Below are 16,283 nucleotides of genomic sequence, written 5' to 3'. Positions count from 1 at the left end.
ATTAAAAACTAAAACAAACATTGTCTTGACCTAATAAAAATTTTAATTTATATATTAAATTTTCACTTAAAAATACATTCCACCGATTATGCAATTTAAAGTTTGATTTATTATTTATAATTTTATAACAAATATAAATCGGTATATGACCACCTACCGAAGGAATAATAAGATTTTTAATATCATCTAATATATGTTCATAAAATATATCCTGATGAATAAATAATATAATTTTTTTAACATAATTATTTCGTGCTTCATCAATACTAATAATAGAATTAGCAATCAATCTAATTTTTCTGATTGAATTATTCAAAATTAATTTTCCAAAAACAATTACTATATTACCTTTATTTATTTTTTGTATATATAATTTAATTAAATTTTCAAACACTATAACTTCAATATCATGATATGAATTATTTATTTCTAAAAACATAATATTTTTATTTGTTTTTGTTAATTTCAAACGTATAGATGATACTATACCAAATACTTTAATTAAACTAAAATTACTATTTAAACTATTTTTTATCTCAAATCCACGAATATAATACTTTAATTCATTTATATATTCAGTAATAGGGTGTCCTGTTAAATAAAAACCTAATACATCTTTTTCAAAATCTAATGTTTCTTTATTAGACCATAAACATTTTTTTTTTTTTCGCAACGAACGTTCTAATAACGTATAATCTTGTTCAATACAATGTAATAAATTTAATTGATGAATACTCTTAAAATTTTCATATTGACTAGAAAATTTAATTACTTTTTTAACTAACTGTATTAATTGACATCGTTTAATATGTAAATAATCAAAACAACCAGATAAAATCAATTTTTCTAACACTCTTTTGTTAATAAATTTTGAATTTATATTTGTACAAAATTCAAAAAAACTATTAAATTTACCAACACGTTTTCTAGCTTCAATTATTGCCTGTACAACAGATCTACCAACACCTTTAATAGCACCTAATGCATATATAATATGACGATTTCTATCCACTTGAAAAAAATATTTACTAGTGTTAATATTTGGAGGAATAATGTTTATTTTCATACGCAAACATTCTTGAATATATATATTAATTTTTTTTACATTATCAAGATCAGAACTCATAACTGCTGCCATAAATTCTGCAGGATAATTTGCTTTCATCCACAAAGTTTGATACGAAATTAAAGCATAAGCTGTAGAATGCGATTTATTAAAACCATAACCTGAAAATTTTTCTAACAAATCAAATATTTTATTTGAAAGTTCATCAGATATATCATTTTTTTTAGCATTTTTTTGAAAATCTAAACGTTGCGCTGCCATTTCTTGAGTTCTTTTTTTTGACATGGCACGTTGTAAAATATCAGCCTTAGATAACGTATAACCTGATAATACTTGTGCAATTTGTATAACCTGTTCTTGATATAATATTATTCCGTACGTTGATTTTAAAATTGGTTTTAACAAAGCATGTTGCCATTTTACATCAGGATAAAAAATAGGTTCTTTACCATGTTTACGATTAATAAAATTATCTACCATTCCAGATTGTAAAGGACCAGGCCTAAATAATGCAATTAACGAAATAATATCTTCAAAACAATCAGGTTTTAATTTTATTATTAAATCCCGCATACCATATGATTCTAATTGAAATACTGCAATAGTATTTCCAGTCTGTAATAATTTAAAACTTTTTTCATCATTCAAAGGAATTGAATCAAGAGTTATATTACTAATATTACTATTTTTTAAAAAAATATTAATAAGTTTTATAGCTGAATACATAACAGTTAACGTCTTTAAACCTAAAAAATCAAATTTTAAAAGTCCAACATAATTAATATCATTTTTATCTAATTGTGTAATAAAAACATTATCATCAGATTGTAATGGCATAAAATTAATTAATTTTTTTGGTGCAATCACAACACCACCAGCATGTTTTCCAGTATTCCTAATTACACCTTCTAATTGTTTTGCTATATCTACTAAACGCTTAACTTCAATATTTTTTTTATATAATTTTATTAAATGAAATTTTTTAGATAAAGCCTTATGTAAAGTTATACCAACATCTAATGGTATTAATTGAGATATTTTATTAACAAAACCATATGGATAACCTAAAGCACGTCCTACATCTCGAATTACTGCTCTAGCAGACATTGTACCAAAAGTTATAATTTGCGATACATGATCTGCTCCATACACTTCAGAAACATGATCAATAACTAAATCTCGTTTTTCCATACAAAAATCAATATCAAAATCAGGCATAGATTTTCTATCAGGATTTAAGAATCGTTCAAAAATTAAACCAAATTTTAAAGGATCAATTTCTGTAATTTGTAAAGCATAAGCAACTAAAGAACCTGCTCCAGAACCTCTACCAGGACCAACTGGTATATTATTATCTTTAGCCCATTGTACAAACTCCATAACAATTAAAAAATATCCTGGAAAATTCATAGTATTAATAATTTTTAATTCCATAAACAATCGTTTTTTATATTTTATAAACATAATAGATCTATATTTTCGATCTGGATATAAAACACATAATCGTTTTTTTAATCCTGATACACTTTTTGAAATTAAAAAATCTTGTTCATTCACTACACCAGTTGAAAAATTCGGTAAAAAATATTTTCCAGTTGAAATAATAACATTACAACGTTTAGCAATTTCTACACTATTTTCCAACGCTTCAGGAATATCACGAAATAAAATACACATTTCATCTTCATTCTTAAAATATTGATGATTACTATAAAAAAAATCATTTTTTTGAACATTTATCGTAACTTTTTTATCAATTGCTAATCTAATATTATGAGTATAAAAATCATCTTTGTGAATAAAACAAACATCATTTGTAGCAACAACAGGAATATTTCTTTTTTTTGAAATTTTTATTGCATATTGTATATATTTTTCTTCATAAAGACGATTATTGCGTTGTACTTCTAAATAATAAAAATTATTAAAATAAGTATCATAAAAATCTAAAAATAAATTTACAGTATAAAAATCTTTTTTAATAATAAATTTACCAAAATCACCATAATACCCTCCAGAAAGAATAATTAACCCTTTTTTATACTTGACCAACCAATTTTGATGTATAATAATTTTATTATTACTAAGACAAATATCTTTTTTTTTTTGAGCTTGTGCTTTAGATATTAAGGTAATTAGATTTTTATATCCTATATTATCTACAGCTAAAATATTAATTACCGAATCTTGTTGACTAATAAAATTAAACTTAATATTAAATTTAACACCAATAATTGGTTTAATGCCATATTTCAGTGCGCATTGATAAAATTTAATTACACCATAAAAATTACCATAATCTACCATACCTAAAGCTGGCATCTTTAAAAAACAAGCCCGTTTAATCAATTCTTGTGGTTTATTTAAACCACTAGTAATTGAATAATCACTACGAGTATTCAAATGAATAAATTTTGGTTTCATTATACCTACATAATATTAAAAATTAATTTTTTTAAATATAAAATACATTAAAGTAAAAATAATTAAAAAAACGTATATCTTGAATTATTAATTTATATATTTAAAATATATTTACATGTAATTTCTGCAAAACAGACAACATCATTATCAACATAAATAGTACCACGAAAAAAAATAATACTTTTATGTTCTTTTATAATATTAACATTAATAATTAATTGATCTCCAGGAATAACAATTTTTTTAAATTTAGCATTATTAATACCTGTAATACAATAAAAACCTTCTGTATTCTGATATTCTGGATATTTAAGTAATGCTAGAATAATTGCAGACTGCGCTATTGATTCTAACATTAAAACGCCTGGAAAAATAAATTTATTAGGGAAATGACCCTGTAACCAAGGATCATTTACAGTAATATTTTTAATAACTTGAATGTGATTATCATGTTTATAAGATTTAATACGATCAATTAATAAAAATGGATATCTATGGGGAATACATTTTAAAATTTTTTTCATATTTATTAATGATATTTTTTAAAAATTAAATTATAATAAAACATTTTAGAATATGATAATCCTATGATTATATACCAATCATATGACATTGAAAAGATTTTACAACATCACTGATATTATATATTAAAGGGTATGAATACGAAAAATTTAAAGGACCAGCTAAAGAATACCACACTATGGACATACCTGTGGAAGCACGAATATTATATAAAAAATTACTATTTTTAACATTTAAACAATGATTAATAGTATCTTTGTATATCATGTTTTCAATCTTACCAATATCAAAAAATAAAGAAGTTTGAAAAAATTTATTGTAATTTTCCTTAAAAATAAAAAAATTTGGTATAATCAAATCGCATTTTCCAACAAGAAAACTATTTCCGACAATACCAATATTTTTATTTAAAATGTCTGTATCGTGTGTTTTAGACTGACCATTATTATTTTTACTAACATGATTAGATTGTAATGCAATACTATTGTTGACAAATCCTCGTATATTATTTGACCGATTTATATAAATGTCTTCATCATGTGGAATTGTTGTTATATTATAAGGATATTCAAATCCACCATCTAATTGAGTATGTAAGATATATTTTACACTATGTAAGATCGGTAAATATTCTTCAAAAGAAAATGATTCTTTATGAAACTGCCGATTATAACCATTAAATACTACTTTTCCTTGAAAAAATGCCTTCTTGCCATAATTTGGCAAATGTACGTGCGGTATCGTATTATATAACCATACATATGACATGCTCATTTTTGAATTTGACTGATCAGTCATAATGCTAGCAATATCACCATCTTTACAATTATTATATGATTTTTTTGATGGTATTTCACTTGAAAATAAAGAATGATTTTGATGATAATTTAAATTCATCATAATAACATGATTTATAAATTTCAAAAACTGAATATTTTCTTCAAAACCATAACACTTTTTAAGTGTATCAGCATGTTTTTTATCAGGAACACTCAAGGAATTATAAAAAATACGATGACTAAATATTATATCATTCAATGTATTAGGATGTGTAATAATAAAATCAATATCATGTTTACGCTTGCTACATAAAATATTTGCAACAGTATCAATACCACAACCAATCCAGTTATTATGTTTTAATGTCAATGTTACATTCATACCATCAGAATCATATCCTGTATTTATATGAAAACTATTAGTATTTTTTTCTTGTAATACATATGTAATATCTACTTTATTTAAAACTTCAGGTAAGAATTTAATATCTACTTTAACATGTTGAACATAACCTGTATCTTCAAGATCATATTTACCTTGATGAATTAAATTCAAATTAGCATACTGACCTAATGAAATTTTTTTCAAACAATGATACAATAACGTACTTTTTGTAAATGTATTTCCTTGAATGTTAATTTTATTAATAATAAACCTTTCGCCTAAATCAGTATCAAAATATAAATCAACACATTTATTTTTTTTGTCTACAATGGAATGTATAAACATTTTACACTTTAAAAAACCAAGATTAAAAAACATATCTTGAATATAATCTTTAATGTCAATCATATCATATAAATTATATTTAGTTCCTAATTTAATATTTTTTAAGGCATCTTTAAAAATATAATCATAATTTTCAATATTCCCACGAGCCTGACAGGATGATAATACATATTTTTCGCCCTCAGAAATTATCACATTAATAACAATATGTTTATCGTGGTACAATGATATAAATTTCAAATCTACGATACTAAAATCAATATAACCATTTTCATAATAAAAATGCTTTAATTTTTTAACATCCCTTTTAAACAATACACTATCATACTTTTTACTATGAATGATATGTCTTTGGAAAAAATTTGGATACGATTTAAATAAAGACATAATTTTATAACTAGAAAAAACTTTGTTTCCTATAATATTAATATTATCTAATATTTTTGGTACACCTTCCGCAATATTAATTTGCAAAATAATTGAATTATTACTAATAAAGTGATAAGAAAAATTAATTATAGTGCCATATATTCCAAATGTATCATATAATTTTTCTAAATTATCCTGAAGCAAATTTAACGAATTATTATTAAATATATGATTAATGTATATGTTATTTTTTTTACACTGTTTTAAAATAATATGCTTATCAATGTGCCTATTACCAAAACACTTAATTTTATAAACAACTGGATTTTCTTCACATTTAAATACAATTCTATCATTAAATTCAGATACTACTATATTACTAAAATAACCCATTTCCAACAATTTAGAAGTATTATCTTTAATCTCATCTGGAGTCATTGTATGATCTTTGTTAATTTTCATATTATCTAATACTTTAGTTTTTGAAACCTCATGCAAACCTGAAACTTGTATTTTTTTAATACTACTATTAGTTTCAGAAAAACCAACTATACTATAAAAACATAATACAAATAATAATAAAATTCTCATCATAAATATTTTCATAATGCAGTTAAATTTCAATTTATAAAATATTTAAAATAAATAATAAAATTAATTATAAAAAAATTATTTTTATCTGAAACATACTTTTTATACATGCATAATTTCAGATTTCTTTTGAATAAAAAAATGATTCACCTTATTAATATAATCATCTGTTAATATTTGTATTTCATTTTGTGTTACATGTTCTACATCAATAGTAATAATTTTTTTTTGAACAAGTTTCTTTAATGTATCATTTGCGTCACGTCGAATATTACGTATACTAATCCGACTATTTTCTGCATCAGATTGTATACATTTACAAATTTTATTTCTTCTATCCTCAGTCAAAGGCGGTACAATTAATCTAATAACATTATCGTGTACTAATGGTGTAAATTCTAAATTAGAATGAAAAATTTCTTTTTCAATTATTCGTAAAATCTTCCTATCAAACACCGTAATTTTTAATGTATTTACACTTTCTACTGTAATGTTAGATAAATCTTTTAATGGTGTTTTTACTCCATAATATTCGATATAGATACCATCTAATAATACAGGAGATACACGTCCAATACGCATACTATTAACATTTTTTTGAAATGTTGATAAACATTTTTCCATACGAATTTTTGTATCATATAATATATCATAATTCATATATTCACCTAAAGAAAAATATATTACATTTATTATAAAATATCAAAACGCTATCATATTATATCTTTGATAGTTTCATTAATAATCGTACCTTCATTATACCCAGATAAAATACGCCTTAATGCTCCGCTACGTGCAATATTAAATATACAAATTGGAATCTTATAATCTCTAGCTAATATAAATGCTGTTAAATCCATTACTTGAAATTCATACCGCAATACATCATTATAATTTAATTGATGATATAAAATTACATCTTTATATTTATTTGGATCTTTAGAATATATTCCATCAACTTTTGTACCTTTAATAATAATTTCAGATTGTGTTTCAATTGCTTTTAAACATGCAACAGAATCTGTTGTAAAACAAGGATTACCTATACCACCACAAAAAATCATTACTACTGACTTTGATAAACAATCTAATGCTTGTTCTAAGTTATATTGTTGACAAATACTATTTACAAATAAAGAAGACATTAAACAAGATGATACACTAAACTGATTAAATAAATCTTTCAAAAATAATCCATTAATTACTGTTGATAACATACCAATATAATCTGATGTCACTCTATTAATACCCAATCCAGATAAAGTAGCACCTCGAAATAAATTACCTCCACCAATAACAATACTAACCTGAATACCATGTCGCACTAAATACTGAACCTCTCGAATAATATCATGTATAATACAATTTGAAAAATTTGTATTATTGAAATCTTGAATAACTTCACCACCAATCTTAAGTACAACACGTCTATATATAAATTTCATATTTGCAAATTTGTAATTTTAAAATTAATAATTATAATAATGTATTTAAAAATATATTTAATTTATTTCACCTAATTCAAAACGCATAAATTGTTCAATTTGTATATTATTTTCACTAAGAAAAGATTGTATTGTCTTATTAACTTCAAAAACACAATTTTGTTCTAATAAACATACATTTTTAATAAATTTTTCTATCTGACCATTAACAATTTTTTTTGCTATAGATAACGGTTTACCTAAACGTAATGCAACTTCTAATTGTATTTTTCGTTCTTTTTCTAAAATTACATTCGGTATATCATGACGAGATAAATAATCAGGACTATTAGCTGCAATATGCATAGCAACTTTTTTAATAACTTCAGTTTTTTTAGAATTTGACTTTAATAATACACCAATTTTATTTCTATGTATATAAGATAAAATAAAATCTCCTAATAAACAATAAAATCTACGAATTAAAATATTTTCATTAAACTGTGAAACTAACATAATTCGCTTTTCTTCCATTAATTTTTTTAGTAAAATTATATCTTTAATATTATTTTTATATGCAAAATTAAGTACTTCAGTAGAAAAATTTAAAAAATCAACATGTTTTTCAACAAAATCAGTTTCACAATTTAATTCTAACATATACGCATATTTTTTTTTTATAACATATGTTGCTATTATACCTCGTAAAGTAATATTTTTAATTTTATTTTCCGCTTTAATCTGTCCATTTTTTTTTAAAATAAGAATTGCTTTTTGAATATCACCATGAGCAGAAATTAAAGCTTTTTTACATTCCATAATACCAATTCCTGATTTTAATCGTAATTCTTTAACAAGATCAGAAGTGATACACATAATGTATTTCCCTTTGTTTGAGTCATTTAAACAAATCGAGTATACATATAATATACTAATGAATAAAAAATAATAAAATAAATTATAAAAATAAATATTAATCAATATAATTTACTGAATAAGCATGACTTGTTCATAATTTTTAGTAGATATAAAATTAAAAACGGTATTCAAGTATAAATTAATAGCACGCATTGCATCATCATTCCCTGGAATAACAAAATCTATACCATCAGGATTAGAATTAGTATCTACCACTGAAAATACTGGAATACCTAAATTATTTGCTTCTTGAATTGCAATACGTTCATGATACGCATCAATAATAAAAATAACATCCGGTAATCCACCCATATTCTTAATACCTCCTAAACTATTTTCTAACTTTGATAATTCTCGCATTCTAATTAAACCTTCTTTCTTTGTTAACTTAGATAATGTACCATCTTGTGATTGAACTTCTAAATCTTTTAATCGCTGAATAGACTGACGTACAGTTTTCCAATTTGTTAACATACCTCCCAACCATCTTTTATTAACATAAAATTGATTGCAACTAATGGCTATTTGTTTAATTATATCACTAGCAAATTTTTTTGTTCCAATAAATAATATCTTACCTTTACGAGTATGAATTTTACGTAATTCTAATAAAGCAGTATAAAACATAGACATAGTTTGTTCTAAATTAATAATATGTATTCTATTACGTACACCAAAAATAAACGGTTTCATCTTCGGATTCCAATAACGCGTTTGATGTCCGAAATGTACACCAGCTTTTATCATATCATGAATAGAAATCATCTTAAAAATTCTCACTCCTATAAGTTTAAAAAATATAAATATTTTTAATTATAATCTGTTGATCAAAAAAAAATAATAATATATATTTTATATCAATAACATATTATTATCAATAATCGAATCATAACAAATATAATACATAAATTTAAAATTATATTCCAAAATAATAATTTATTAAAAAATATATGTATTGTTAAATATTCTTTAAACAATCAAAAAATAAATAATTAGAAAAATCGGAATTTAAAATACACTGATATGAATCAAAAAATAGCAAAAAAATGAATATTTATATTAAAAACACGCAAGAAATTAAAAAAATGCGAATATCTGCTTATTTAGCAAGTGAAGTCTTAAGAAATATTAAACAATATATTATACCTGGTGTTACTACTACAGAATTAAATGATATTTGTTATAATTATATCATTAAAAAAAAAGCAATTCCAGGTTGTGTAGGTTATCATGGTTTTCCAAATTCCATTTGTATTTCTGTAAATGAAATAGCTTGTCATGGTGTACCAAGTAAAAAAAAAAAACTAAAAAATGGAGATATTGTTAATATTGATGTTACAATTATAAAAGACAAATATTATGCTGATACAGCAAAAATGTTTATTGTAGGTAAAACCCATCAACTAGCATATTCTTTATGTAAAGTAGCTAAACAAAGTTTATATATGACATTTCCAATAATTAGACCAGGATTACCAATTAATATTATTGGAAAAACAATACAAAATTACGTTAATACAACGCCATTTTCCATTGTGGAAGAATATTGTGGACACGGTATTGGAACTTCATTTCATGAAGCACCATACATTCTACATTATCATTACCATGAAGATAAAATTTTTCTTAAACCAGGTATGATATTTACTATTGAACCTATTATTAATGCTGGAAAAAAAGACGTATTTTGTATGAATGATAATTGGACAATCTGTACAAAAGACTACAGTTTATCTGCACAATATGAACATACTATACTTATAACAAAAAACGGTTGTGAAATATTAACAAAAAGAAAAAATGAAAAAATAAAAAGAACTTATTTTAATCAAAGCAAATAAAAACAATTATAAAATATATTTTCAACTTATTATCCATTAAAAAAATAGAGTAAATATTTATGGAAAAATTAAAACATATTATTGATCAAGCATTTGAAAAAAAAAATGACATTAACCACAATAATATTGATATTAAAACCTATAATGCTATTGAACAAACTATTAACCTGCTTGACTGTGGAATATTACAAATATCAGAAAAAATATCAGGTAATTGGATAACACATCAGTGGTTAAAAAAAGCTATTTTATTATATTTTTGTATAAAAAAAAACAAAATTATTACCGGATTAAAAAATACTTTTTATGATAAAATTGATTTAAAATATCAACATACTTCTAAAGAAGAATTAAAAAAAAATAATATCCGTATTGTACCTCCAGCAACAATAAGAAAAGGTGCATTTATTGCTAAAAATACTATACTAATGCCATCCTATATTAATATTGGTGCATACATAAACGAAGGAACTATGATAGATACGTGGAGTACTGTAGGATCCTGTGCATATATCGGTAAAAACGTACACTTATCAGGCGGAGTAGGAATAGGAGGAGTATTAGAACCTATACAAAATAATCCTACTATCATTGAAGATAACTGCTTTATCGGTGCTAGATCGGAAATTGTTGAAGGAGTGATTATAGAAGAAGGTTCAGTAATCTCTATGGGTGTATACATTGGACAAAGTACAAAAATTTATAATAGAAAAACAGATGAAATCACTTACGGAAAAGTGCCTGCAGGATCTGTTGTTGTACCAGGTACATTACCGTCTGAAAATAAAAAATACAACTTATACTGTGCAGTAATTGTTAAACAAGTTAATAATCAAACCTTAAAAAAAGTAGAAATTAACCAATTATTAAGAAACCTTAAATAAAATTCAAATATATATTCAGATCCGAAAATAAAAATCATGGATCTGAAAACAATACAGAAAATAGAAAAAAATAAAATACATAAGTATATAATTATTATAATTATAAAAAAAATATTAATTTATAATAAATAATATCACATATATATTTCTATAATATAAGGAGAAATAATGGTATTATTATCCGGATCAGAAATGGTAATTCGTTCATTAATCGATCAAGGAATACAATATATCTTTGGTTATCCTGGAGGAGCAGTATTAGATATCTATGATGCATTAAAAAATAATAACAGTATTAAACACATATTAGTACGACATGAACAAGGCGCGACTCATATGGCAGACGGATATGCACGATCAACCGGAAAAACTGGAGTTGTATTAGTCACTTCAGGACCTGGTGCAACCAATGCTATTACAGGAATCGCTACAGCATACATGGATTCTATCCCTATGGTAATTATTTCTGGTCAAGTAGATTCTTCGTTAATAGGATATGACGCATTTCAAGAATGCGATATGTTAGGAATTTCTCGACCAATCGTAAAACATAGTTTTTTAGTCAAAAAAACTGAAGATATTCCCATGATTTTTAAAAAATCATTTTGGTTAGCTTCTACAGGACGACCAGGTCCAATAGTAATTGATTTACCAAAAGATATTTTAAATAAAAATAATAAAAAATTATATTCTTGGCCTAAAAATGTATATATTCGATCGTATAACCCCATTATAAAAGGTCATAAAGGACAGATAAAAAAAATAATAAAAATCCTACTACATGCTAAAAAACCAATTATATACATCGGTGGAGGTATTATTTCATCAAATAGTTCAAATGAAATAACAAAAATAGCAGAAATCTTAAATATTCCAGTGACAACATCGCTTATGGCACTTGGTGCATTTCCAGGAAATCATCCTCAAAATCTTAATATGTTAGGTATGCATGGTACATATGAAGCAAATATGGCAATGCATAACTCTGATGTAATTTTTGCTATTGGTGTACGTTTTGATGATCGTACAACAAATAACCTAAATAAATATTGTCCAAATGCAAAAATTTTACATATCGATATTGATCCAACATCAATATCAAAAACTGTTAGAGCTGATGTACCAATTGTCGGTGATGCAAGAAAAATATTAAAAAGTATGCTAAAGTTACTAAAAGAAAATAAAAAATCGATTTTAAAAAACCGTTTAGAACAGTGGTGGAACTGTATTCATACATGGAAAAAAGTAAATAGTTTAAAATATAATATAAACAGTACAAAAATAAAACCGCAATTTGTTATAGAAACCCTATGGTATTTAACAAAAGGTGATGCATACATTACATCCGATGTTGGACAACATCAAATGTTTACAGCATTATACTATCCATTTAATAAACCAAGAAGATGGATCAATTCAGGTGGTTTAGGAACTATGGGTTTTGGATTACCAGCAGCATTAGGAGTAAAACTAGCTTTTCCTGATGAAATTGTTATTTGTATTACTGGAGATGGTAGTATACAAATGAATATACAGGAATTATCGACAGCAATGCAATATACACTACCAATATTAATTTTAAATTTAAATAATAGTGCACTGGGCATGGTCAAACAGTGGCAAGACATCATTTATTCCGGTAGACATTCACATTCATATATGAAATCATTACCTAATTTTATTAAATTATCGGAATCATACGGACATATAGGTATTTCAATTACACATCATAATGAATTAGAAAACAAATTAAAACTAGCTTTAAAAAATATACTAAATGGTCATTTAGTATTTGTGGATATTCAAATTGATCATACTGAAAATGTTTATCCTATGCAAATCAAAGGTGGAGGAATGAACGAAATGTGGTTACGGAAAAAAGGATAATTTTATGAAACATATGCTATTGATATTATTAGAAAATGAACCAGGTTCTTTATCAAGAGTAGTCGGACTATTTTCACAACGTGGTTATAATATAGAAAGCATTACTGTATCCCCTACAGAAGATATGACAATTTCTAGTGTTACAATACAAACCAATGGAGATACAAAAACAGTTGAACAAATTGAAAAACAATTACATAAACTAATAAATGTATTAAAAGTCACTCAAATTAATCAAAATAATTATATAGAACGAGAAATTGCATTAATTAAAATACAAAATTCAGGTTACGCATTAGAACAATCCAAAATTATTATAGAAACTTTTAATGGTAAAATTATTGATATTATACCAAATATATATACAATTGAAATTACAGGATCAAGTAAAAAAATAAATATTTTTTTAAATATTATTAAAAAAATATCCACAATCATTGAAATATCACGTTCAGGTATTATTGGTATAGTACGAGAATCATCTATTTTTTAATTTCACAACAATAAGTACTACAATATTAAAACACGTTATTATGAATATAAAATTACATACACCAGTTTTATTAAACGAAACTATAAAATCCCTGAAAATAAAAAAAAATGGAATATATCTTGATGGCACCTTTGGATCTGGAGGCCATTCTAAAAAAATATTAGAACAAATAGGAAAAAATGGTAGATTATATGCAATTGATAAAGACCCATACGCTGTTAAAATAGCAAATAAGATATTTGATCATAGATTCTGTATAATACATGGCAATTTCTCTAATATAGATATTTTATTAAAGAAATACCATCTATACAAAAAACTTGATGGAATAATATTAGATCTAGGAATGTCATCAATGCAACTTATGTCTAATACACGAGGGTTTTCTTTTAATATAAATAGCCCACTAGATATGCGAATGAATCCAAAACAAGGAATATCAGCTACTAAATGGATTAATACTAGTAATGCAAAAAATATTTATTATGTACTGAAATCATTTGGGGAAGAAAAATTTGCAAAAAAAATTACAAATAAAATTATAATAACTAGAAAAACACAACCCATTTCTACAACATATGAATTATCAAATCTTATTAAATCAATCGTACCAAAAAAAAAAAATAAACACCCAGCAACAAAAAGTTTTCAAGCAATCCGAATTTTTATTAATCAAGAATTACAAGAATTACAAACCTTTTTGAAAAAAACATTAAATTTTTTAAATAATCATGGACGCATATCAGTAATTAGTTTTCATTCATTAGAAGATCGAATTGTAAAACAATTTATCAATAAATATAGTAAAAAACCAAATATTCCATTTAATCTACCAATTAATGAAAACCAAATTCATAATATGAGTCAAATAAAATTAAAAAAAATTAATAGAATTTTCCCAAGTATTGAAGAAATAAAAAATAATTTTAAATCAAGAAGTGCTATTTTAAGAACAGCAGAATTTCAAGAAAAATAAAATACATGAATTGTTAATTTAATATGATAATAAAAAAATTTTTAATATAAAAAACTAAAAATATTCTCGCTATGAAATATACAACTTTTTTTATTGATAAAAATCAATAGGTTAAATGTATTATAATGAAAAAAAACAAACAGGTAATCGCAGGAATAGAAGTTGGAACGACCAAAGTCGTTGTTTTAATAGGAGAAATTTTAATTAATAAAATAGTGAATATCATCGGAATAGGACAATACCCTTCTAAAGGAATAGATAAAGGTAATATTAATAATTTACAATCTTTAATATCTTGTATTAAAAAAGCCATATACGAGGCCGAAACTATGGCCGAATATCGTATTTCATCTATATATGTATCTCTATCCAATCAATATATTCACTGTAAAAACGAAATTGGAATTGTACCTATTGCTAACAAAGAAATCACAGATCAAGATATAAAATATGCAATATATACAGCACAATCTATTAAACTAAAACAAGATTATAAGATACTACATGTTATCCCAAAAGAATATACGATCGATCAAACGTATGGTATAAAAAATCCAGTTGGTCTTTCAGGCTTTCGAATGCAAGCAAACGTACATTTAATAACTTATAAAAATATTTTTAAAAAAAACTTAGTCAAAGCTATCGAATCTTGTAACATGCACGTAGAAAAAGTTATTTTTTCTGGAATTGCATCAAGTCAAGCAGTATTAACGTTTTCGGAAAAACAATCTGGTGTTTGTATGGTTGATATCGGTGGAGGAAGTATTGATCTTATAATATATATTAACGGATATATTGAATATAGCTATGTCTTACCATATGCAGGAAATACTGTTACTAACGATATAGCATATGTTTTTAATACATCTTATAAAAATGCAGAAATTATTAAAAAAAAATACGGATCAACAATACTATCTTCACTAACGGCATCAGAATTAATTGAAATAGCAAATCTATACGGCATTCAAACGAAAAATATGAAAAAAGATATTCTAATTCAAGTCATCGAATCTCGATATACAGAATTATTCAATATGATTCATACAGTGCTGATGAAAATACAAAATAAATTATATAATTCAGGAAAACCATATAAATTAGGAGCAGGAATTGTATTAACTGGAGGTGGAGCACAAGCATCATCATTAAAATTACTAGCAGAAAAAATATTTAATATACAAGTACGTATTGGTATACCAATAAAGATTAAAACGTACAGTGATAAAATAATTCAACCAAGTTATGCAACAGTAATCGGGCTTGTAAAATACGGTGCAAAAATATATAATCAAAAAAAAAAACAATTTAATAAAACAAACAAATTAAAAAAATGGTTTTATTATTTACATAGTTGGATTAAAAAAATAATATAAATA

General features: G+C 24.3%; 13 protein-coding genes. 6 read left to right on the top strand and 7 right to left on the bottom strand.

The window, feature by feature from the left end; genetic code table 11:
• Nucleotide 1: 1 nt before the first annotated feature.
• The 7 genes from dnaE to rpsB all read right to left on the bottom strand — a co-directional run bounded on the left by dnaE (nt 2) and on the right by rpsB (nt 9,588).
• Nucleotides 2–3,490 carry a DNA polymerase III subunit alpha gene (dnaE, locus tag AB4W50_RS00845; protein WP_367677279.1) on the bottom strand — a complete coding sequence of 1,163 codons (3,489 nt, stop codon included), beginning with the start codon at nt 3,488–3,490 and terminating at the stop codon, nt 2–4.
• A 92-nt stretch (nt 3,491–3,582) separates the two neighbouring features.
• Nucleotides 3,583–4,014 (bottom strand): 3-hydroxyacyl-ACP dehydratase FabZ, encoded by a 432-nt coding sequence (gene fabZ / locus AB4W50_RS00840; RefSeq protein WP_367677278.1) that lies wholly within the window; start codon nt 4,012–4,014, stop codon nt 3,583–3,585.
• A 67-nt stretch (nt 4,015–4,081) separates the two neighbouring features.
• Nucleotides 4,082–6,484: an outer membrane protein assembly factor BamA gene (gene bamA, locus AB4W50_RS00835; protein WP_367677277.1), complete on the bottom strand. Its 2,403-nt coding sequence runs from the start codon at nt 6,482–6,484 to the stop codon at nt 4,082–4,084.
• Nucleotides 6,485–6,583: 99 nt separating this feature from the next.
• The gene (gene frr, locus AB4W50_RS00830) at nt 6,584–7,141 is read right to left on the bottom strand and encodes a ribosome recycling factor (RefSeq protein ID WP_367677276.1); all 558 of its coding nucleotides are present in this window, start codon (nt 7,139–7,141) and stop codon (nt 6,584–6,586) included.
• A 53-nt stretch (nt 7,142–7,194) separates the two neighbouring features.
• Entirely contained in the window at nt 7,195–7,926 is a 732-nt protein-coding gene (gene pyrH / locus AB4W50_RS00825) for a UMP kinase (RefSeq protein ID WP_367677275.1), read from the bottom strand.
• Between the two features lie 57 nt (nt 7,927–7,983).
• Nucleotides 7,984–8,781, bottom strand: a complete 798-nt coding sequence (gene tsf, locus AB4W50_RS00820; RefSeq protein WP_367677274.1) for a translation elongation factor Ts — start codon at nt 8,779–8,781, stop codon at nt 7,984–7,986.
• 111 nt (nt 8,782–8,892) lie between these two features.
• Nucleotides 8,893–9,588 carry a 30S ribosomal protein S2 gene (gene rpsB, locus AB4W50_RS00815; RefSeq protein WP_367677273.1) on the bottom strand — a complete coding sequence of 232 codons (696 nt, stop codon included), beginning with the start codon at nt 9,586–9,588 and terminating at the stop codon, nt 8,893–8,895.
• Nucleotides 9,589–9,869: 281 nt separating this feature from the next.
• Here rpsB and map point away from each other — a divergent pair, with 281 nt between their 5' ends.
• The 6 genes from map to ftsA all read left to right on the top strand — a co-directional run bounded on the left by map (nt 9,870) and on the right by ftsA (nt 16,280).
• A complete protein-coding gene (gene map, locus AB4W50_RS00810) occupies nt 9,870–10,664 on the top strand; it encodes a type I methionyl aminopeptidase (RefSeq protein ID WP_367677272.1) in 795 nt (264 codons plus the stop codon).
• A 59-nt stretch (nt 10,665–10,723) separates the two neighbouring features.
• Nucleotides 10,724–11,548: a 2,3,4,5-tetrahydropyridine-2,6-dicarboxylate N-succinyltransferase gene (gene dapD / locus AB4W50_RS00805; RefSeq protein ID WP_367677271.1), complete on the top strand. Its 825-nt coding sequence runs from the start codon at nt 10,724–10,726 to the stop codon at nt 11,546–11,548.
• A 168-nt stretch (nt 11,549–11,716) separates the two neighbouring features.
• Nucleotides 11,717–13,435, top strand: coding sequence for an acetolactate synthase 3 large subunit (locus AB4W50_RS00800; RefSeq protein WP_367677270.1), 1,719 nt, complete (start codon nt 11,717–11,719; stop codon nt 13,433–13,435).
• 4 nt (nt 13,436–13,439) lie between these two features.
• Complete coding sequence (ilvN, locus tag AB4W50_RS00795) at nt 13,440–13,928, top strand: acetolactate synthase small subunit (protein ID WP_367677269.1); 489 nt, start codon at nt 13,440–13,442, stop codon at nt 13,926–13,928.
• A 40-nt stretch (nt 13,929–13,968) separates the two neighbouring features.
• Nucleotides 13,969–14,904, top strand: coding sequence for a 16S rRNA (cytosine(1402)-N(4))-methyltransferase RsmH (gene rsmH, locus AB4W50_RS00790; protein ID WP_367677268.1), 936 nt, complete (start codon nt 13,969–13,971; stop codon nt 14,902–14,904).
• Nucleotides 14,905–15,029: 125 nt separating this feature from the next.
• A complete protein-coding gene (gene ftsA, locus AB4W50_RS00785) occupies nt 15,030–16,280 on the top strand; it encodes a cell division protein FtsA (protein WP_367677267.1) in 1,251 nt (416 codons plus the stop codon).
• Nucleotides 16,281–16,283 lie beyond the last annotated feature (3 nt).

The organism is Buchnera aphidicola (Takecallis arundicolens) (genome assembly GCF_964058945.1).
GTDB lineage: Bacteria > Pseudomonadota > Gammaproteobacteria > Enterobacterales > Enterobacteriaceae > Buchnera_L > Buchnera_L aphidicola_AH.
Note: the sequence above shows the minus strand (reverse complement) of the source record. Positions and strands in the feature narration are given on the sequence as shown.

What these genes read in the sequence shown, in the direction of transcription:
- map (WP_367677272.1), top strand. Translation starts at nt 9,870, where the DNA reads ATGAATATTTATATTAAAAACACGCAAGAAATTAAAAAAATGCGAATA.
- fabZ (WP_367677278.1), bottom strand. Translation starts at nt 4,014, where the DNA reads ATGAAAAAAATTTTAAAATGTATTCCCCATAGATATCCATTTTTATTA.
- bamA (WP_367677277.1), bottom strand. Translation starts at nt 6,484, where the DNA reads ATGATGAGAATTTTATTATTATTTGTATTATGTTTTTATAGTATAGTT.
- frr (WP_367677276.1), bottom strand. Translation starts at nt 7,141, where the DNA reads ATGAATTATGATATATTATATGATACAAAAATTCGTATGGAAAAATGT.
- ftsA (WP_367677267.1), top strand. Translation starts at nt 15,030, where the DNA reads ATGAAAAAAAACAAACAGGTAATCGCAGGAATAGAAGTTGGAACGACC.
- dnaE (WP_367677279.1), bottom strand. Translation starts at nt 3,490, where the DNA reads ATGAAACCAAAATTTATTCATTTGAATACTCGTAGTGATTATTCAATT.
- tsf (WP_367677274.1), bottom strand. Translation starts at nt 8,781, where the DNA reads ATGTGTATCACTTCTGATCTTGTTAAAGAATTACGATTAAAATCAGGA.
- ilvN (WP_367677269.1), top strand. Translation starts at nt 13,440, where the DNA reads ATGAAACATATGCTATTGATATTATTAGAAAATGAACCAGGTTCTTTA.
- pyrH (WP_367677275.1), bottom strand. Translation starts at nt 7,926, where the DNA reads ATGAAATTTATATATAGACGTGTTGTACTTAAGATTGGTGGTGAAGTT.
- rsmH (WP_367677268.1), top strand. Translation starts at nt 13,969, where the DNA reads ATGAATATAAAATTACATACACCAGTTTTATTAAACGAAACTATAAAA.
- rpsB (WP_367677273.1), bottom strand. Translation starts at nt 9,588, where the DNA reads ATGATTTCTATTCATGATATGATAAAAGCTGGTGTACATTTCGGACAT.
- AB4W50_RS00800 (WP_367677270.1), top strand. Translation starts at nt 11,717, where the DNA reads ATGGTATTATTATCCGGATCAGAAATGGTAATTCGTTCATTAATCGAT.
- dapD (WP_367677271.1), top strand. Translation starts at nt 10,724, where the DNA reads ATGGAAAAATTAAAACATATTATTGATCAAGCATTTGAAAAAAAAAAT.